The organism is Blautia sp. AM28-27 (genome assembly GCF_003480905.1).
Lineage (GTDB): Bacteria > Bacillota > Clostridia > Lachnospirales > Lachnospiraceae > Fusicatenibacter > Fusicatenibacter saccharivorans.
In genome coordinates this window covers 1-19051 of record NZ_QUJK01000010.1, presented here as the reverse complement: position 1 = coordinate 19051, position 19051 = coordinate 1, and the positions used below count along the sequence as shown (strand labels likewise).

Here is a 19051-nt window from a genome sequence, read left to right as displayed (position 1 = left end):
CATGGAAAGCGAAAAGTCAATAAGCATTTCGAAAAAAATCTAAATAGTTTTATTGTTGATTTTGAGTTGCCATTTTCTGTAGAATACGCTACGATAAGGGAAAAGTTGTAGAAAAAGGGGGACAAAAACATGAAAAAACACCTGTCCGTGCGCTACGGCACGATTCAAGGCTGCTACTGGATGGGATACGCGGCACTGATGGGGTATGCCAGCGTCTATCTTCTTGAAAAAGGCTTCACAAACACACAAATCGGCCTTCTGACGGCAGTTGGCTGTATCGTGTCAGCGGTTCTGCAGCCTGCGCTGGCATCCTACGCAGATCGGCCGGAAAGCCCGTCCGTACGAACAATGCTCCTTGGAGCGAACCTGATTCAGCTTGTTCTTATCATTTCCCTTGCTGCAACGGCAGAAAGCAGTTCTATGGTGGTAAGGACACTGCTGTACGGCGCAAGCATTACGATGCTGATGCTGATGATTCCGTTCGTTAATTCTCTTGGTATGGAGACGATCCGCCAGGGAGAGGAACTTGATTACGGAATCGGGCGCGGCATGGGTTCCGTTGCATATGCGATTGCATCATGGCTGCTCGGCCGGCTGACCGCATCCTTTGGAGCAGACATGATTCCGATCTGGGATATCGCACTGACCATTCTTTTCCTCATCTGTGTATTTCGCTTTCCGTTTAAAAAGGACAGGAAAAAAGCAGAAGCAGAAAAAGAAGAGACAGGAGCAGCCGGTCCGGTCGATTTTCTGAAACGGTATCCGTCTTTCGTGGTAGTACTGCTTGGCTGCATTCTGATCTTTATGTCACATAGCCTGATTAACAGCTTCAATTATCAGATTGCAATGGCAAAAGGTGGTGGCAGCGGTGAGATGGGAAATGCGATGACCATCTCTGCAGTTTCCGAGCTGCCAACGATGTTTCTGTTCGGCTATCTGCTGAAAAAGAAGAGCAGTGTTTTCTGGTTCCGCCTCTCCGGACTGTTTTTTGTCCTGAAAAGCATAGGAACCTTCCTGGCCTTTAATATTCCGACATACTACGCTGTTCAGCCGTTCCAGATGTTCGGCTGGGCGCTGATCAACGTCGCCTGCGTCTATTACGTGGACGGCATCATGGAGCCGCAGGATTCGATTAAAGGACAGGCATATATGGCGATGACCATCACCGCAGGAAATGTAATGAGCTCCCTGTTTGGCGGCTGGCTTATCGATGCAGCCGGTGTTGGCGCGATGCTGATCTGCGCATCTCTTGCGGCCTTCATCGGCTGGCTGATTGTGTGCCTCGGTTCGAAAGAAGCAAAAACTGCATAGGAAAGATAAAAGAAAGCGCCCGAAACCGAACGTGGTTCCGGGCGCTTTGCCGTACAGCTCTTATTTATTTCTGTTTCCTGTATACTTCTCATCACAGTATTTGCAACGGTAAACCTCTTTTTCCGGGTCAGCCAGGATAAAGACATGTTTTAATCCCTGCTCAATAGAGGTGATACAGCGCGGGTTTTTACATTTAATCACATCAACCACCTGTTTCGGCAGATGAAGTTCTTTTTTCTCCGTAATCTCGCCGTCTTTAATGACATTGACAGTGATATTGTGATCGATAAAGCCTAAGATGTCAAGATCCATCTTATCAACCGAACACTCAACTTTCAGAATGTCCTTTTTTCCCATTTTTTCACTTTTGGCATTTTTAATAATGGCTACGGTACAGTCCAGCTTGTCCAGTCCCAGATCATGGTAAATGGTCATAGCCTTTCCTGCTTTAATATGGTCGAGCACGAAGCCCTCTTCAATACGTCCTACGTTCAGCATAGCGAAAGATGCTCCTTTCTTAATCGACTTTGATGTTCAGCAGCGTCAGAATCAGGGCCATACGTGCATAAACACCGTACTGAACCTGTTTAAAGTAAGCAGCGCGCGGGTCATTATCCACGTCAACGGAGATCTCATTGACACGCGGCAGCGGATGCAGAACCAGCATTTCCGGAGAAGCAAGATCCATTTTGGACTGATCCAGAATATAGAAATCCTTCATGCGGATGTAATCATCCTCGTTGAAGAAACGTTCTTTCTGGACACGGGTCATATAAAGAACATCCAGCTTCGGGAGAACATCTTCCATTTTAATAACTTCCTCAAATGGAACATTGTTCGCCCGCAGCACATCATCACGGATGTAATCCGGGAGACGAAGCTCCTCCGGGGAGATTAATACAATTTTAATGCCGGTATAACGAACCAGCGCTTCAATCAGGGAATGAACCGTTCTGCCGAATTTAAGATCACCGCAGAAGCCGATGGTAAGATTGTTCAGGCGACCCTTTAAAGAACGGATGGTAAGAAGATCGGTAAGAGTCTGCGTCGGATGCTGATGTCCGCCATCACCTGCGTTGATCACAGGAATACGGGAGTACATCGATGCAACGAGCGGAGCGCCTTCTTTCGGATGACGCATGGCACAAATATTTGCAAAGCAGGATACCACGCGGATGGTGTCGGCTACGCTTTCACCTTTGGAAGCGGAAGAAGAATTGGCAGAAGAAAAACCAAGAACAGTACCGCCAAGATTCATCATGGCAGCCTCAAAGCTGAGACGGGTGCGTGTGCTTGGTTCATAAAATAAAGTAGCAAGTCTTTTGCCATCGCAGGCATGTGCATATTTCTCCGGGTTCTTTTCAATATCGTTCGCCAGATCCATTAACTGATCCAGTTCTTCGACCGAGAAATCAAGGGGACTCATTAAGTGTCGCATATATTACCTCCTATGAAGATCCTTATTTTTGTTACCGTTCACAGGTTCCCTGCGAACGGTAACATTCGCAGCCCTCATTTAAAGTTTTGCTTCGCAAAAGGAGGGCTGCTCACGCCTGAATCACTTTCTTACGCAGCGAAACAGCAGGTGTTTCCCTGCTGAGTGAACAGTAACTTATTTTTTCTGTGTTCCACCTTAACACAAAAACAGGATAAATGCAAGATAAAAAATGGTAGGAAAAAGGTCGAAAAGCAGAGTAATATGAAATGTGAAAAAATAAAGTGAAATAGCAGTCAAAAAGGAAAAAGATTGTACAAAAGCCGAATTTCGGAAGATCTTTTCTTGTAAATTAAACGGAGATGGAGTAAAATATTGATATCTGCAACAAATGTAGAGTATCAGGAGGACCAGATATGCTAGACTTAGGAAAAATCCGCGACGAGATCGATGCCACCGATGACGAGATCGTCCGCCTGTTCCAGCACCGGATGGCGCTGACGGCGGAGGTTGCGCAGTACAAGATAGAGACAGGAAAAGCCGTTTTCGATGCAGAACGTGAGCGCCAGAAGCTGGAAAAGCTGACAGGCGAGGGAACAAATGCATTCAATACAAAAGGCATCCAGGAGCTGTTCCAGCAGATCATGTCGATCAGCCGGAAACGCCAGTATCAGTTGCTGACCGAGAACGGCGGCGAGGAGATGACCGATTACACACAGGTTGACCACCTCCCGACGCACGGCAGAAGAGTTGTCTTCCAGGGTGTGGAGGGCGCCTATAGCTTCGGTGCCATGAAAGAATTTTTCGATGATACGATCACCAGTTTCCACGTAGACACCTGGAAAGAGGCGATGGAGGCGATCACAAAGGGCGAGGCTGATTACGCTGTGCTTCCGATCGAGAACTCCACCGCAGGCATCGTATCCGACATTTACGATCTTCTCGTGGAATACCCGCACTACATCGTCGGCGAGCAGGAGCTGCCGGTCGAGCATGTGCTGATGGCACTGCCGGGTGCGAAAGTTGAGGACATCCGTACCGTGATTTCCCACCCGCAGGCACTGGCCCAGTGCCGCCGTTTTCTCGATTCCAATGAAAACTGGAAAACAGAGGAACGACTGAATACGGCCGCCGCTGCAAAAGAAGTATCTGAGAGCGGGGATTTGACGATGGCAGCCGTCGGAAGCCCATATGCAGCAGAACACTTCGGACTGCAGATCTTAAAAGAAGGCATTTTTGACACCCGGGGCAATACGACACGCTTTGTTATTATTTCCGGTCAGAAACGCTTTGTAAAGGATGCACAGAAAATCAGCGTATGCATGGAACTGCCGCATCAAAGCGGTTCTCTTTACAATGCACTGGCACATTTTATTTACAACGATCTGAACATGACCAAAATCGAGTCCCGCCCGATTCCGCAGCGGAAATGGGAGTACCGTTTCTTCGTGGATTTCGAGGGGAACTTAAGCGATCCGGCAGTCAAAAACGCACTGCGCGGATTGCAGGCAGAATCCGCGAAATTCCGGATTTTCGGAAATTATTAATCCAGAAGAGAGGGCCGTACCAAGCGGCCTTTTCGCATAAATAAAATGAAAAATGACAGGAAGGAAGAGACAAAAAGATGATTAGAATAGAAGAATGTATCCTCTACCGCGATTTCGCAGAGGGAGAGGTACTGCGCGATATGACGATACTGGTGGAGACCTACAAAAAACTGGTCAATGCTCAGATTTCCTTAAAGGACCGCCGGTTCCGTGAGAATATGAGCGCATATGAGCCGCAGTTTTACGAGGCACTGAACCGCCTTGTCGAGATGGCAAACCGCTACGGCTTCTCCGGAAATCTCTGGCATGATTATCTGACGTATCTGCTGGTAAACAAAGAAAATGCATTCTCTACCTCGTGCGAGATTGTCGGAAAAGTAGAGGGAAGCATCAACCAGATGGCAAAACACGACTTTGTCCGTTTCAAAGAACTGTTTGATTTTGATATCTGTGTTTTTGATGAAATTTTTGAGTCCGGCGATGCCTCTGTCATCAGTTCCTATGAGAACACGGACAGTCCAAATAAACTGTTCAACAAAGAAGTCCGGGATCGTATCTGTGAGCTGGCCATCCGTCTGGCAAAGGCTGCATCCGCAGATGAATTTATGGCTGATATGGTTCAGTTTTACAAAGATTTCGGAGTGGGAAAACTGGGACTTCACAAGGCATTTCGTATTGCGCATACAGGAGAGAACGTTGAGATTATCCCGATTACCAACATTCCGGATGTGCGCCTTTCTGATCTTGTCGGCTACGAAATTCCAAAGCAGAAGCTGATCGACAACACGAAAGCGTTTGTCGAGGGCAAGAAAGCAAACAACTGTCTGCTTTTTGGCGATGCCGGAACCGGAAAATCCTCCAGCATCAAGGGCATCCTGAATGAATATTACGATCAGGGACTTCGTATGATCGAGGTTTACAAGCATCAGTTTCAGGATTTGAATGAGCTGATTGCACAGATCAAAAACAGAAATTATAAATTCATTATTTACATGGATGACCTTTCCTTTGAAGAGTTTGAGATTGAGTACAAATACCTGAAAGCTGTCATTGAGGGAGGCCTGGAAAAACGTCCGGACAATATTCTTATTTATGCAACCTCCAATCGTCGCCATCTGATTAAAGAGGATTACAGTGATAAAGAAGGAACAAGACAGGATATGCATACTTCCGACACCGTACAGGAGAAACTATCCTTGGTATACCGTTTCGGCGTCAGCATCTATTTTGGTGCACCGGATAAGAAAGAATTCCAGAAGATTGTTTCCACACTGGCCGAACGATACGGCGTGACGCTGCGTGAGGAAGAGCTTTTGGCAGAAGCGAACAAATGGGAACTGTCCCACGGCGGTCTGTCCGGCCGTACCGCACAGCAGTTTATCGATTATCTGCTCGGAAAACAGTAAAAAGAAAAAGGTCAAAAAGTCCGCTTGGTATTGGGAGCGGGCTTTTTGGGATATCCTTTGAAAAAGAAGGAGGAAAAGCATATATGCAGTATTCCACATTTGCTGCCATTGATATCGGCAGCTACGACGTCATTCTGGAGATTTTCGAGATCTCCAAAAAGCAGGGTATCCGAAGCGTGGATAAGATCTGCCATCGGATGGAGCTTGGAAAAGATACGTACACGCTGGGAAAAATTCGCCCGGAAATGGAAGAAGAGCTGTGCCGTGTACTCGCAGATTTTGTGCGGATTATGGAAGGCTATCGCGTGGACGATTACCGTGCAGCGGCATCCAGTGCGATCAGTGAGGCGTCGAACAGTCTCTATGTCCTTGGAAAAATTCATCAGTTGACCGGTCTTTCTGTCACGGTTCTCTCCAACTCGGAGCAGCGTTTTCTTAGCTATAAAGCGCTCGCGGCGATGGAGGACAATTTTAACAAGATCATTGAAAAGGGAACTGCGATTCTCGATCTTGACGGTGGCAGTTTTCAGATTTCCCTGTTCGACAAGGATGCACTTGTCACAACACAGAACATCCGCATGGGAAGTCTTCGCATCCGCGAGCGTCTTGCCGGAATTCAGAGTGAGACGGAACATTACGAAGAGATGGTCGAGGAGCTGATCTGGAACGAAGTATCAAGCTTTAAAAAGATGTATCTGAAAGACCGCAAAATTGAAAACATTATGCTGATCGGCGATGTTTTCACCGACAGTGTTTATCAGAACATTGAAGAAAAAACGACAAAAATCATTTCCCGCGAAAACTTTAATACCTGGTATGAGAAAATTATCCGCCAGTCACCGATGGAGCTCGCCGTAAAACTTGGTATTCCGCTGGAAAACGCTTCACTGATGTATCCGTCTGCTGTGATTTATAAATGTCTGATTGATATGATGGGTGCGGAGCATATTTGGATTCCGGGCGTGCATATGACACGTGGTATTGCATACGAGTATGCGGAGCAGATGAAACTGCTGAAAGGCGGTCATAATTTCGAAAATGATATTCTGATGGCGGCAAAAAATATCGGAAAACGGTACGCAGTGAACCGTCCGCATGTCCAGAACCTGGAGATGACAGCGCTTGCCATGTTTGATGCGACGAAAAAGATGCACGGTATGAAAGAGCGCGAACGGCTGCTTCTCCAGATGGCAGTGATGCTGCATGACGTTGGAAAATACATCAGTTTCAATAATGTGGCGGATTCTTCCTATAATATTATCATGTCAAATGAAATCATCGGATTGTCGCACATTGAGCGTGAGATGGTGGCATTGATTGCAAGATACAACACGGTTACGCTCCCGTCCTACGATGAGCTGGTGATGGAATCGTCCTTGAGTGCCGAGCAGTATCTGACAGTATCCGAACTGACCGCAATCGTCCGTCTGGCGAATGCGCTCGACCGGAGTCATTTGCAGAAGATTCAGGCGATCCGCGCCACATTAAAGGAGCGCGAGCTGCAGCTTTCGCTCACGGTCAACCGCGATTTTACCCTTGAGCAAGGTTTGTGCCAGCAAAAATTAGATTTCTTCAATGAGGTATTCAGCATACAGCCGGTCATCAAACTGAAACGGCAGATGTAAAAGGAGGCGAAGAAAGATGGATATTGCACCATATAAGAAACCGGAATATTTCCGCAACCGGGAGTTGAGCTGGGTCAGCTTCGACGAGCGTGTTTTAAACGAGGCGCGGGATAAGAGTATTCCGCTGTTTGAACGTCTGAAATTTATCAGCATTACCTCCTCCAATCTGGATGAGTTTTATATGGTCCGTGTGGCTTCACTAAAAGACCAGGTGCATGCAAACTATACGAAAAAGGATCTGTCCGGCATGGATGCGAAGGAGCAGCTTGCCGGGATCAGCAAACGGACACACGAGCTGGTGCAGCTGCAGTACAATACGTACAATCGCTCGGCGGTTCCGTCTCTGGAGCACGTTGGCCTTACGATTATCAGCGAGCACGAGAAGCTGACGAAGGAGCAGGCGGAGTATGTGGATTCCTATTTTGAGGAGAACATTTACCCGGTTCTGACCCCGATGGCCATGGATTCGGCCCGCCCGTTCCCATTGATCCGGAACAAAACATTGAATATCGGTGCACTGGTGCAGAAGAAAGAGGATTCGCTTCTGAGCCGTGCGGAGGATAAGAAAGAGAAGAAAGGCAAGGAGAAGGAAAAAGAGAAAGAACTGGAATTTGCGACGGTTCAGGTTCCTTCGGTACTGCCGCGTTTTATTCTGCTTCCGCAGGATGAAAAGACGGGACAGCGGTATGTGATTCTTCTGGAGGAGATCATCGAGCGGAACATTGGAAAGCTGTTCTTAAGCTACGATGTGGTCTGTGCGCATCCGTACCGTGTTATGCGAAATGCAGATCTTTCGATCGATGAGGATGAGGCTTCGGACCTGTTAAAAGAGATCCAGAAGCAGCTTAAAAAACGTCAGTGGGGCGAAGTGATCCGTCTGGAAGTGGAAGATAAGATGGATAAGCGGCTCCTGAAGATGCTGGAAAAAGAGTTTGACATCGATGAAGACGACCTGTTCCGGATTCCGGGACCGCTCGATCTGACGTTTTTAATGAAAATGTATGGGCTCGACGGCTTTGATGAGTATAAAATTCCAAAATACATTCCAGCAGCAGTTCCGGCGCTGATGAATGAGGATGACATTTTTACAAACATCCGAAAAGGAGACATCTTACTGCATCATCCTTATATGACGTTTGATCCGGTCGTGCAATTTGTACAACAAGCAGCAAAGGATCCGGATGTACTGGCAATCAAACAGACGCTGTACCGTGTGAGCGGCAATTCTCCGATTATTGCAGCACTGGCTCAGGCGGCGGAAAATGGCAAACAGGTTTCCGTACTGGTGGAATTAAAGGCACGGTTTGACGAAGAAAACAATATTGTCTGGGCGAAGATGCTGGAAAAGGCGGGATGCCATGTAATTTATGGTCTTCTGGGACTGAAAACACACAGTAAGATCACACTGGTGGTTCGGCGCGAGGAGACAGGCATTCGCAGATATGTACATCTTGGCACGGGAAACTATAACGATTCTACGGCAAAGCTGTATACGGACTGTGGCCTGCTGACATGCAATGCAAAGATCGGTGAGGACGCAACAGCAGTATTTAACATGCTTTCGGGCTATTCGGAGCCGGATCGCTGGAACAAACTGATTGTTGCACCGCTCTGGATGAAGGACCGGTTCCTGCATCTGATTGCGATGGAAGAGGAGCACGCAAAGAAGGGACAGAAAGCGCATATTATTGCGAAGATGAACTCGTTATGCGACCGCGATATTATTGCGGCGCTTTACAGTGCTTCGGCAGCCGGAGTAAAGATTGACCTGATTATCCGGGGAATCTGTTGCCTGAAGGTTGGAATCCCGGGTGTCAGCGAGAATATTACCGTTCGCTCGATTGTCGGCAATTTCCTGGAACATGCGCGGATTTTCTACTTCTACAGTGGTGGAAATGAAGAGGTGTTTATGGGAAGCGCGGACTGGATGCCGCGAAATCTGGAAAAACGGGTGGAGATCGTGTTCCCGGTTGAGGATGAGCAGATCAAGAAAGAAGTAATGCATATTCTTGATATCCAGATGAAGGATAATGTGAAAGCCAGTATTTTACAGGCAGACGGAACGTATACAAAGCCGGATAAGCGCGGAAAGATGCTGGTGAATTCACAGGAGTATTTCTGCAGGGAGGCAACGGAAAGAGCGGAAAAACCGAAAGAACAGGAAAACAGCAGGGTGTTTGTGCCGGCGGAACCGGTGGAATAGGTTTGGACGGACGCCCCGTAACGCACACAAGGGTGATGCGCGGTTTCGGGAGCTAGTAATTCTAAGGCTCTGTCATTTTGCTAAAACCATGCGCCAAAAATCAAAACTCGCTGTCGCTCAGACAGTTGATTTTTGGCGCATAACGCAAAATGCCAGAACCTAAGAATTACACGCTCCCTGCAAATGCGCATCACCCTTGTGTGCGTTACGGGGCTGTGTGAAGGACGGACACGGATGTGGGAGCGGGAGCGCCCACTGCGTTGACATGAAAGAAGAATATGGTATGTTGTGATGAGAAAGAGCTGCAGCTTTGAGAGTTGCGGCGTTTTTTTTGTGTCAAAAATAATCTGTTGGGTATTGGGAAAAGGAATGGCTATTCAGAATTTGTTTTGAAAATTGGTTTTGCGGGTGATTTTCGGGGATTTTACAAAGAGTGATCTGGAAGAGTGGCTGGAAAAGAAGGGGATGGAGGTAAGGGAAAATGTGGACATTTTTTGTAAAGTAACCGGTTATTTTATTAACGGATATTTTACAAAGCGGTGGTAGTGGGCTTTACGGAAGGAAAGGTATAATGAATCTCGACAAGACGAGGAGGAAGAAAAACGAATGTCAAATATTGTGTTGAAGAATGTCTGTAAATCTTATGATAAGGAACATTATGCGGTTCAGGATTTTTCGCTTGAAATACCGGATCGGGAGTTTGTGATTTTTGTTGGACCTTCCGGCTGCGGAAAATCGACGACGCTTCGGATGATTGCCGGTCTTGAGGAGATTACGAGCGGGGAGCTCTGGATTGATGGACAGCTTTGTAATTATGTAGAAGCAAAGGATCGCGATCTTTCGATGGTGTTTCAGAACTACGCGCTTTATCCGAATATGACGGTATATGAAAACATGGCGTTTTCTCTGAAAATCCGGAAACAGCCCAAGGATGAAGTTGATAAAAAGGTACATGAGGCAGCTAAAATGCTTGGAATTGAGCATTTACTTGACCGGAGACCGGCAGCACTTTCCGGCGGTCAGAAACAAAGAGTTGCGATTGGAAGTGCAATTATGAGACGGCCGAAAGCATTTTTAATGGATGAGCCGCTTTCGAACCTAGATGCGAAGCTGCGGGCACAGATGCGGGTGGAGCTGGCAAAATTACATAAGGAACTGAAAACGACGGTGATTTATGTTACACATGATCAGACGGAGGCGATGACGCTTGGTACAAAAATTATTGTTATGAAAGACGGTGTTGTGCAGCAGGCGGATACACCGGAGCGGATTTACCGCCATCCGGCAAACAAATTTGTGGCTGGTTTTATCGGAGCTCCGAGTATGAATTTTATGGAAACGATGGTGATGGAAAGAAACGGAGCGGTTTATCTGGAGGCAGACGGAGGAGTTACCCTTCGTGCAAAAGGAGAGAACGAAATGGTGCTTCGCCGCGCTTATCTCGGAAAAATGGTGATCTTAGGTCTGAGACCGGAGGATTTACAGGACGAAACAACCGCTTCCGCACATCGGATCTGTTACGAAGAGAATCAGTTGAAGGCATTTGTTGACCTGCGGGAGATGATCGGTGCAGAAGCGTATCTGCATATGAATACCGGAAAAAATCTGATTACAGCAAGAGTGCCTTCCGAGGTGCCGGTTACTGCAAAGGAAAGCATTACATTGTATGCAGATATGGAAAAAGCACAGATCTTTGATCCGTTTACAGAAGAAAATATTTTATCTCGGCCGGTTGAAAAAGAAGAACGTGCAACAGCATAAGAAGGAGCAGAAAGTGAAAAAAGTAATCGAAAAGTGTAAAAGAGCAGAAGTTTATATGTATCTGATCCCGAGTATGGTGATCTTTAGCATCTTTCTGTTTTATCCGTTTTTTAAAACCATTTATCTGAGCCTGTATAAGACAAACAAGCTTGGAGAAGCGAAATTGTATGTGGGACTGGATAACTATAAAAGCTTATTATCGAATCCATCCTTTTACAACAGTCTCTGGGTTACACTGGAATTTGTGGCGATTGTTGTAGTCGGAAGTATGGCGCTTGGCCTTCTGGGAGCAGTTCTTTGCAGCAAGGCTTTCCCGGGAATCCGGGTATTCAGTACTTCCTATGCACTCCCAATGGCAGTAGCATCGAGCTCAGGCGCCATGATTTTCAAGATTATTTTAAATCCCACGATCGGTATCGTAAACAAATTGCTGCATGTGAGCATTAACTGGGTCAGTGATCCGAAATATGCGCTGATCTGTGTGGCTGTCCTTACGGCATGGCTGAACAGTGGCATCAATTTCCTGTATTTTTCGGCGGGACTTGGAAACATTGATGATTCGATTTATGAGCGTGCTTCTGTAGATGGAGCGAATGCAGTACAGAAATTTTTTAAGCTGACACTGCCGGGGCTTTCTCCGATCATGTTCTACACACTGGTTGTTAACATTATTCAGGCATTCCAGTCATTCGGACAGGTGAAAATCCTGACACAGGGAGGACCGGGAGAATCCACGAACCTGATTGTATATTCGATATACCGTGATGCGTTTTTTAATTACCGGTTTGGAAGCGCAGCCGCACAGTCCGTTGTTTTGTTTCTGATTGTCATGGCGCTTACCCTGGTTATGTTCCGCGTGGAAAAGAGAGGAGTAAAATACTGATGTCTACAATAGCAACTACGATTGCCGGACCAAAAACTTATTCTGCAGAGGAGCTGCAGGCACTGCATCTGGCAATGAATGCAAAAGCAAAAAGAAAGAAAATGCTTCAGAAAACAGCGTTGGTTACCATGAACCTGATCGTTTGTCTGTTTATGCTGTTTCCGCTGCTTTATACCATCAGTGTAGCGTTTATGCCGTCCGGCGAGCTTTACACAATGGCAATGAACATCGTGCCAAAACATCCGACGCTGGAAAATTTCGTGGAAGCATTTCATAAAATTCCGCTGGTACGCTTTGTCCTGAACTCATTTTTGGTTGCGGGCAGCATTACGCTGGGTCAGATTGTAACGTGTTCTCTTGCGGCATTTGCCTTCTCTTTCCTGAATTTCAAAGGAAAAAATGTTCTGTTTATGCTGGTCATGGCGACCATGATGGTGCCGGGTGAGGCAACCATTATTTCCAATTATCTGACAGTAGGAAGTCTCGGATTGCTCGATACCTATATTGTTCTGATCCTGCCTTCTCTTACCTCTGCAATGGGAATTTTCCTGTTCCGCCAGTTCTACATGACCTTTCCGATTTCGCTTTATGAATCGGCGAAGCTGGACGGCTGCGGGAATCTGCGGTTTATCGTAAAAATCCTGATGCCGCTGACAAAGTCAGCAATGGGAGCAATGGCGGTTTACACCTTTATCAATGCATGGAATATGTACATGTGGCCGCTGCTGGTTACAGGTTCGGACAGCAAGCGTACCGTACAGATTGGTATCAGTATGCTGAACAGCGTCGACGCACAGTCGATTACCCTGATGCTGGCGGGCGTGGTAATGATTATCATTCCATCCATTTCCATCTTTATCGTAGGCCAGAAGGCCTTAATCAAAGGAATGTTTTCAGGAGCAGTCAAGGGCTGATTCCTGTGACAGAAAAAAGAATAGAAAACTGTATGAAAAACGAGGAGAAAAAAATGAAGAAAAAAGTGATTGCATCGATTCTTGCGGCTTCTATGGCAGCTATGGCGCTTACTGGATGTGGAGGCGGAAAAACAACGAGTGAGGCACAGAGTGCGACAACGGATGAAACCACAGCCAGCACAGAGGCAGGAAGTACGGCAGATGGCGCAGAAGCACCGGATTTAAACCAGGATACGAAGGGAACCACGATTACCTTCTGGCATTCCATGGGCGGTGTCAATGGCGAGGCAATGGATTATCTTGTCAATAAATTCAATGAAGAGAATACCGATGGCATTACCGTTGAGGCGGTTTATCAGGGAGAATATGATGATACGATTAACAAACTGAAAAGTGCACAGATCGGAAATATGGGAGCAGACCTGGTACAGATTTATGATATCGGAACACGCTTTATGATTGATTCCGGCTGGGTCATTCCGATGCAGGAGCTGATTAATGCAGATGGCTATGACATTTCCCAGATCGAGCCGAATATCGCTGCTTATTATACGGTAAACAATGAGCTGTACTCGATGCCATTCAATTCGTCCACACCGATTCTGTATTACAACAAAGATATGTTTGAAAAAGCAGGGATCACTGAGGTTACGACAAGCCTGGAAGGAATTCTTGCTATCGGTGATGATCTGAAAACAAAGGGCGGAGCCGGTGAACCGCTGGCACTCTCCATCTATGGATGGTATTTCGAACAGTGGCTCTGTAAACAGGGACTTTCCTATGCGGATAATGGAAATGGCCGTGATGCCGCTGCTACTGCAGTTGAATTTGATTCCAACGGCGGAGCGCTCAACATCTTAAATGAGTGGAAAGCCCTGAACGATGCCGACGTTGCACCAAACGTAGGCCGTGCCGGAAGTGATACCGCAACGACAGACTTTACTTCCGGAAAAGCAGCGATCACCCTTGGCTCTACCGCATCTCTGAAGCAGATTTTACAGGATGTCAATGGAAGCTTCGAAGTTGGAACCGCATATTTCCCGACAATCAAGGACGGCGATGAGGGCGGTGTTTCCATCGGAGGAGCCTCTCTCTGGGCATTGAACAACAACGATGATATGAAAGCAGCAGCTACCTGGAAATTTATTAAATTCCTGATTTCCCCGGAATCTCAGGCATACTGGAATGCCGAGACGGGTTACTTCCCGGTAACAACAGCTGCTGATGAGGAGCAGACCTTTAAAGATAATGTAGCACAGTATCCGCAGTTCCAGACCGCAATCGACCAGCTGCACGATTCCAAGCCGCAGTACGCCGGCGCACTTCTCTCTGTATTCCCGGAGGCAAGACAGATTGTGGAAACAGAAATCGAGAATATGATCAACGGAAATGAGACCCCGGAGAAAGCAGTAGAATCAATGGCTTCCCAGATCAACAGCTCCATCGAGGATTATAATCTGGTAAATGAATAAGAGACAGGCTTTACAAAAATAAGATTTCGTCCTATAGTGAAGAAAAACGAGTTCCCAAAGCGTGTTTGAACGGTTTTGTGAATGGGAAGATCCGATTTACGGAAATGATTTTTCAGATATGACTGGAAATGCGTCGGAGACAAAAATCCGGCGCGCTTCCGAATCTATAGCAATCCCGCAGAAGATGTAAAAAAATCAGCACCGCTTTTTTCACTTGTTTTCAGGCTTACGATAAAAGGAAAAAAGCTGCAGTCGGGACAAAAGATAGAAAAGAGTGCAGATTTGGAAATGGGAACGGAAAATGGAGGACAGATACGAGATGAAAACAAAAGTATGGGCACACAGAGGAGCCAGTGCATATGCACCGGAAAATACACTGGAAGCGTTTCTTCTTGCGGCAGAGCAGGGAGCAGACGGTGTGGAGCTGGATGTACAGCTGACGAAAGATGGCGAGATGGTTGTTGTCCACGATGAAGAAATCGACCGGGTCAGTGACGGAAGCGGATTTGTCAAAGATTATACGCTTGCGGAATTGAAGAACCTGAACTTTAATAAGACACATCTGGAATATCAGAATGTAAAAATTCCGACGCTTCGCGAAGTATATGAAGCATTAAAGCCAACGGGAATGACGATCAATGTCGAGCTGAAAACCGGTATTTTCTGGTATAAAGACCTGGAAAAAAAGGTACTCGAGCTGACAAAAGAGATGGAGATGGAAGATCGCGTGATTTATTCTTCCTTTAACCATTACAGCATTGCAAAAATTCTGGAACTGGATCCGAAAGCCAGCACCGGCATCCTCTACGCAGATATTATTTATGATGTCGTGAATTATGCGAAAAAAATCGGAACAGGAGCTCTTCATCCGGCAACCTTTCATGTGCAGATGGCAGACTTTCTTCAGCAGTATGTGGAAAGCGATCTTGCGGTGCATGTGTGGACGGTCAATGATAAGGCGGAGATCGAGCGTCTGATGGAGGCCGGTGTTGACGCAGTCATCACTAATTATCCGGATGTGGCCGTTTCCTGCCGCAACGCGAAGTGATACCGATTGGAGAAAAAAAGCTGTTCCTTTTGGATATCGACGGAACCATCTGCGTGGGGAACCGTCTGATTCCGGGAGCAGACCGATTTTTAAACGGACTGTCCGAGTACGGTGGAGATTATGTGTTTATCACAAATAATACGACGATGAGCGTAGCAGATTACCGGAAAAAATTTGCAAAGCTGGGCATCCCGACAACAAGCGCGAACTTTCTGACGGCTTCTGTTGCAACAGCGCATTATCTGAAGCAGAAATATGGATCCCGTCCCGTCTATGTGCTGGGAACGGACTCTCTGATCCGGGAATTGGAGAGCTTCGGTGTGTGTACCACCCACGATCCGGAGAAAGAAGGAATTGCATGTGTGCTTGCAAGCTATGACAATGAACTGACGTATCAAAAACTGACGGATATCTGTCGGCTGTTGACAGAGCGCCCGGAGCTCGATTACGCTGCAACGAACCCGGACTATGCTTGTCCGATTGAATTCGGCTACGTGCCGGATTGCGGTTCCATCTGCGAGATGATCGGACATGCGGTCCACCGCATGCCGACTTATATCGGAAAACCAGGTACACGGATGGTTGAGATGGCACTTGATATGACAGGCAGAACCCGCGATGAGGCTGTTCTTGTGGGAGACCGTCTCTATACGGACATTGCGTGCGCAAACATGGCGGATATTTCTGCAGCCCTTGTGCTTTCAGGCGAATCTACACGCGAAGAAATGCAGAACTCGCAGTATCTTGTGGAGTATGTCTATCCATCCGTGAAGGAAATGTATGCGGATTGGGTGTATGGACAAAAAAAGAAATGCTCTTAAAATTCCGAAATGGTTATGGTTTTGGAACAAAAAAACAAAAAGAAGAATTCTGAGAGGAGAACCTTTTTCCGAAGGAGTTCTTCTTTTTTGCTGCGGAAAAGGATACTTTCCGGATATGGGATAAAAGCCTGGGACGGTATAGAAAAAGCTTGCCAAAAGAGGGAATTTCCCTATATAATGATTCAGACTATAATAGGAAAGTAACTATTCAGAGCCCCATCTCGATTCCGCTTACGCTGCATCTCGATGTTGCTTCTCGCCATATGAAAAGGAAGAAAACCGCTCATTCATGCAAGCATGATTCGCAATTTTCTTCCATTTTGCATGGCTCTGAATAGTTACATATGAAAAAGAAAACGATCAGGAGATCGGAAAATTCCAATACAACAGAAGAAGGAGAATTTATGCATGAGTATTTTAAATGTAGAACATCTGTCCCACGGCTTCGGCGACCGTGCGATTTTTGAAGATGTATCGTTCCGCCTCTTAAAGGGGGAACACATCGGTCTGGTAGGCGCAAATGGTGAGGGAAAATCAACCTTTATGAACATCATCACCGGAAAGCTGATGCCGGATGAGGGAAAGGTTGAGTGGGCAAAAAATGTCCGTGTCGGCTATCTGGACCAGCATACCGTTCTGGAAAAAGGTATGACGATCCGTGATGTGTTAAAAAGCGCTTTTTCCTGGCTGTACGAGATGGAAGAGCGGATGAACACGATCTGCGATTCCATGGGAGATGCCTCCGAGGACGAGCTGAATCAGATGATGGAGGAACTTGGTGTGATTCAGGAGATGATGGATGCACACGATTTCTACATTCTGGATTCGAGAATCGAAGAGATCGGCCGTGCACTCGGCCTCGAGGAGATCGGTCTCGAACGCGATGTCACTGAGCTTTCCGGCGGACAGAGAACGAAGGTCCTTCTGGCAAAACTGCTGCTGGAAAAACCGGATATCCTTCTTTTAGATGAGCCGACCAACTACCTGGATGTGGAACATATCACCTGGCTGAAACGATACCTTGAAGAGTATGAAAATGCCTTCATTCTGATCTCTCACGATATCCCATTCCTGAACAGTGTTGTCAATCTGATCTATCATATGGAAAACAAAGAGCTGAATCGTTATGTGGGTGATTACGATCACTTCCAGGAGGTTTATGCGGTCAAAAAAGCGCAGAAGGAAGCTGCCTATAACCGTCAGCAGCAGGAGATCAGTGAACTGAAGGATTTCGTGGCACGAAACAAAGCCCGTGTGGCAACCAGAAACATGGCTATGTCACGGCAGAAGAAGCTGGATAAGATGGATGTGATCGAGCTTGCGAAAGAAAAACCAAAGCCGGAATTTCATTTCCGCACTGCGCGCACTTCGGGTCGTTTCGTTGTGACTGCAAAAGAACTTGTGATCGGCTATGAAGAACCGCTTTCCAGACCGCTGACCTTTGCGATCGAGCGTGGCGAAAAGATCGTGCTCACCGGTGCCAACGGAATCGGAAAAACAACACTCTTAAAGAGTATCCTCGGTTTGATTCCGTCCCTTGGCGGAAACGTGGAGCTTGGCGATTATCTGGAAATCGGATATTTCGAGCAGGAAATGCCAAAAGGCAACACCAACAGTTGTATCCAGGAAATCTGGGAAGAATTTCCATCCTATACCCAGTATGAAGTCCGCGCAGCGCTCGCCAAATGCGGTCTTACCACACAGCACATTGAAAGCCTGGTGCGTGTCCTTTCCGGCGGCGAGCAGGCAAAAGTGCGCCTCTGCAAACTCATCAACCGCGAAACTAACCTCCTTGTCCTCGACGAGCCGACGAACCATCTTGACGTGGACGCGAAAGAGGAGCTGAAAAACGCACTGAAAGAGTACAAAGGAACTGTTCTTATGGTCTGCCATGAGCCGGAATTTTATGATGGCCTGGCAACCAGCGTATGGGACTGCTCGGAGTGGACGACGAAAGTGATTTAATCGAATCAAGTAAGTTCCCTGCTTCCATTGCGTGGAGCAATAAGCAGTGGGTTGGGACTTGTTTGTATCAGGAGTGGTACAAGTCACTCCTGATAAGCTGCGAAGCAGTTATTTGGTTATGAGCAAGTAGCGAAACGGATTGCGAACATCCGCTTGACTAATATTAAGAAGAAAAGTCAGCAGAAAACGGACTTTATAGAAGGTGTTTTCTGCTGATTTTTTGTATTTAACAAGTAGTTAGATAAAAAAATGAATATACAGAATTGTGTGTATTTTTCTGAAAATAAGAAAATTCGAAAAAAGGTGTTGACTTTTGCTTTTGGCGGTGTTATTATAACTAAGCTGTCAGCGAGAGCTGATGCGAATGAGTTTCTTTGAAACAGAAAAACCTAGTTCGGAGCCGGGTGGCTGCCGCGGGTTGGAAAAACTGCTTCAAAAAACCTGAAAAAAGTTCTTGACAAAAGCGAATGAGTTTGATAAAATAAACGAGTTGCTGATCGAGAGAACAGCAAAGAAGTTCGAAAAAGCTTCAAAAAATAAATTAAAAAAGTTCTTGACAAACGAAAGGTTCTGTGATAAAATAAACGAGCTGATCCGAGTCGGAACAGCAAAGATCCTTGATAATTAAACAGTGAAACACATCCTCGAAAGTTCTGAATA

14 protein-coding genes are annotated in these 19051 nt (G+C 46.5%); 12 read left to right on the top strand and 2 right to left on the bottom strand.

Annotated elements, in window-relative coordinates; translation table 11 throughout:
* The first annotated feature begins 129 nt into the window (after window positions 1–129).
* The gene (locus DW743_RS12510; protein ID WP_117761765.1) at window positions 130–1311 is read left to right on the top strand and encodes an MFS transporter; all 1182 of its coding nucleotides are present in this window, start codon (window positions 130–132) and stop codon (window positions 1309–1311) included.
* 60 nt (window positions 1312–1371) lie between these two features.
* Here the strand turns inward: DW743_RS12510 and DW743_RS12505 are convergent, their stop codons facing one another.
* Together DW743_RS12505 and pyrB are read right to left on the bottom strand one after the other, a co-directional pair.
* A complete protein-coding gene (locus DW743_RS12505; RefSeq protein WP_022462761.1) occupies window positions 1372–1809 on the bottom strand; it encodes an aspartate carbamoyltransferase regulatory subunit in 438 nt (145 codons plus the stop codon).
* Between the two features lie 19 nt (window positions 1810–1828).
* Window positions 1829–2749 (bottom strand): aspartate carbamoyltransferase, encoded by a 921-nt coding sequence (gene pyrB, locus DW743_RS12500; RefSeq protein WP_022462762.1) that lies wholly within the window; start codon window positions 2747–2749, stop codon window positions 1829–1831.
* A gap of 413 nt (window positions 2750–3162) precedes the next feature.
* Between pyrB and pheA the strand changes: the two genes are divergently transcribed.
* The 11 genes from pheA (at window position 3163) to DW743_RS12445 (ending at window position 18391) form a co-directional block, all read left to right on the top strand.
* Window positions 3163–4293, top strand: coding sequence for a prephenate dehydratase (pheA, locus tag DW743_RS12495; protein WP_117761764.1), 1131 nt, complete (start codon window positions 3163–3165; stop codon window positions 4291–4293).
* A gap of 77 nt (window positions 4294–4370) precedes the next feature.
* Window positions 4371–5699 (top strand): ATP-binding protein, encoded by a 1329-nt coding sequence (locus DW743_RS12490; protein ID WP_055222098.1) that lies wholly within the window; start codon window positions 4371–4373, stop codon window positions 5697–5699.
* An 83-nt stretch (window positions 5700–5782) separates the two neighbouring features.
* Window positions 5783–7324: a Ppx/GppA phosphatase family protein gene (locus DW743_RS12485; protein ID WP_117761763.1), complete on the top strand. Its 1542-nt coding sequence runs from the start codon at window positions 5783–5785 to the stop codon at window positions 7322–7324.
* A 16-nt stretch (window positions 7325–7340) separates the two neighbouring features.
* Window positions 7341–9527: an RNA degradosome polyphosphate kinase gene (locus DW743_RS12480; RefSeq protein ID WP_117761762.1), complete on the top strand. Its 2187-nt coding sequence runs from the start codon at window positions 7341–7343 to the stop codon at window positions 9525–9527.
* Window positions 9528–10133: 606 nt separating this feature from the next.
* Entirely contained in the window at window positions 10134–11288 is a 1155-nt protein-coding gene (locus tag DW743_RS12475; RefSeq protein ID WP_117761761.1) for an ABC transporter ATP-binding protein, read from the top strand.
* Window positions 11289–11343: 55 nt separating this feature from the next.
* Entirely contained in the window at window positions 11344–12171 is an 828-nt protein-coding gene (locus tag DW743_RS12470) for a carbohydrate ABC transporter permease (RefSeq protein ID WP_117761797.1), read from the top strand.
* A gap of 101 nt (window positions 12172–12272) precedes the next feature.
* Window positions 12273–13085, top strand: a complete 813-nt coding sequence (locus DW743_RS12465; RefSeq protein ID WP_416388109.1) for a carbohydrate ABC transporter permease — start codon at window positions 12273–12275, stop codon at window positions 13083–13085.
* Between the two features lie 53 nt (window positions 13086–13138).
* Window positions 13139–14557: an ABC transporter substrate-binding protein gene (locus DW743_RS12460; protein ID WP_117761796.1), complete on the top strand. Its 1419-nt coding sequence runs from the start codon at window positions 13139–13141 to the stop codon at window positions 14555–14557.
* 319 nt (window positions 14558–14876) lie between these two features.
* On the top strand, window positions 14877–15605 hold the full coding sequence (locus DW743_RS12455; protein ID WP_117761795.1) for a glycerophosphodiester phosphodiesterase: 729 nt from the start codon (window positions 14877–14879) through the stop codon (window positions 15603–15605).
* Window positions 15602–16426, top strand: coding sequence for an HAD-IIA family hydrolase (locus DW743_RS12450; RefSeq protein ID WP_226906418.1), 825 nt, complete (start codon window positions 15602–15604; stop codon window positions 16424–16426). The genes DW743_RS12455 and DW743_RS12450 overlap by 4 nt, the downstream gene beginning before the upstream one ends.
* 408 nt (window positions 16427–16834) lie before the next feature.
* The gene (locus DW743_RS12445) at window positions 16835–18391 is read left to right on the top strand and encodes an ABC-F family ATP-binding cassette domain-containing protein (protein ID WP_117761760.1); all 1557 of its coding nucleotides are present in this window, start codon (window positions 16835–16837) and stop codon (window positions 18389–18391) included.
* Window positions 18392–19051: the final 660 nt, after the last annotated feature.

Excerpts from the sequence above, each read along its gene's own strand:
- DW743_RS12510 (WP_117761765.1), top strand. The coding sequence starts at position 130 with ATGAAAAAACACCTGTCCGTGCGCTACGGCACGATTCAAGGCTGCTAC.
- DW743_RS12505 (WP_022462761.1), bottom strand. The coding sequence starts at position 1,809 with ATGCTGAACGTAGGACGTATTGAAGAGGGCTTCGTGCTCGACCATATT.
- pyrB (WP_022462762.1), bottom strand. The coding sequence starts at position 2,749 with ATGCGACACTTAATGAGTCCCCTTGATTTCTCGGTCGAAGAACTGGAT.
- pheA (WP_117761764.1), top strand. The coding sequence starts at position 3,163 with ATGCTAGACTTAGGAAAAATCCGCGACGAGATCGATGCCACCGATGAC.
- DW743_RS12490 (WP_055222098.1), top strand. The coding sequence starts at position 4,371 with ATGATTAGAATAGAAGAATGTATCCTCTACCGCGATTTCGCAGAGGGA.
- DW743_RS12485 (WP_117761763.1), top strand. The coding sequence starts at position 5,783 with ATGCAGTATTCCACATTTGCTGCCATTGATATCGGCAGCTACGACGTC.
- DW743_RS12480 (WP_117761762.1), top strand. The coding sequence starts at position 7,341 with ATGGATATTGCACCATATAAGAAACCGGAATATTTCCGCAACCGGGAG.
- DW743_RS12475 (WP_117761761.1), top strand. The coding sequence starts at position 10,134 with ATGTCAAATATTGTGTTGAAGAATGTCTGTAAATCTTATGATAAGGAA.
- DW743_RS12470 (WP_117761797.1), top strand. The coding sequence starts at position 11,344 with ATGTATCTGATCCCGAGTATGGTGATCTTTAGCATCTTTCTGTTTTAT.
- DW743_RS12465 (WP_416388109.1), top strand. The coding sequence starts at position 12,273 with ATGCTTCAGAAAACAGCGTTGGTTACCATGAACCTGATCGTTTGTCTG.
- DW743_RS12460 (WP_117761796.1), top strand. The coding sequence starts at position 13,139 with ATGAAGAAAAAAGTGATTGCATCGATTCTTGCGGCTTCTATGGCAGCT.
- DW743_RS12455 (WP_117761795.1), top strand. The coding sequence starts at position 14,877 with ATGAAAACAAAAGTATGGGCACACAGAGGAGCCAGTGCATATGCACCG.
- DW743_RS12445 (WP_117761760.1), top strand. The coding sequence starts at position 16,835 with ATGAGTATTTTAAATGTAGAACATCTGTCCCACGGCTTCGGCGACCGT.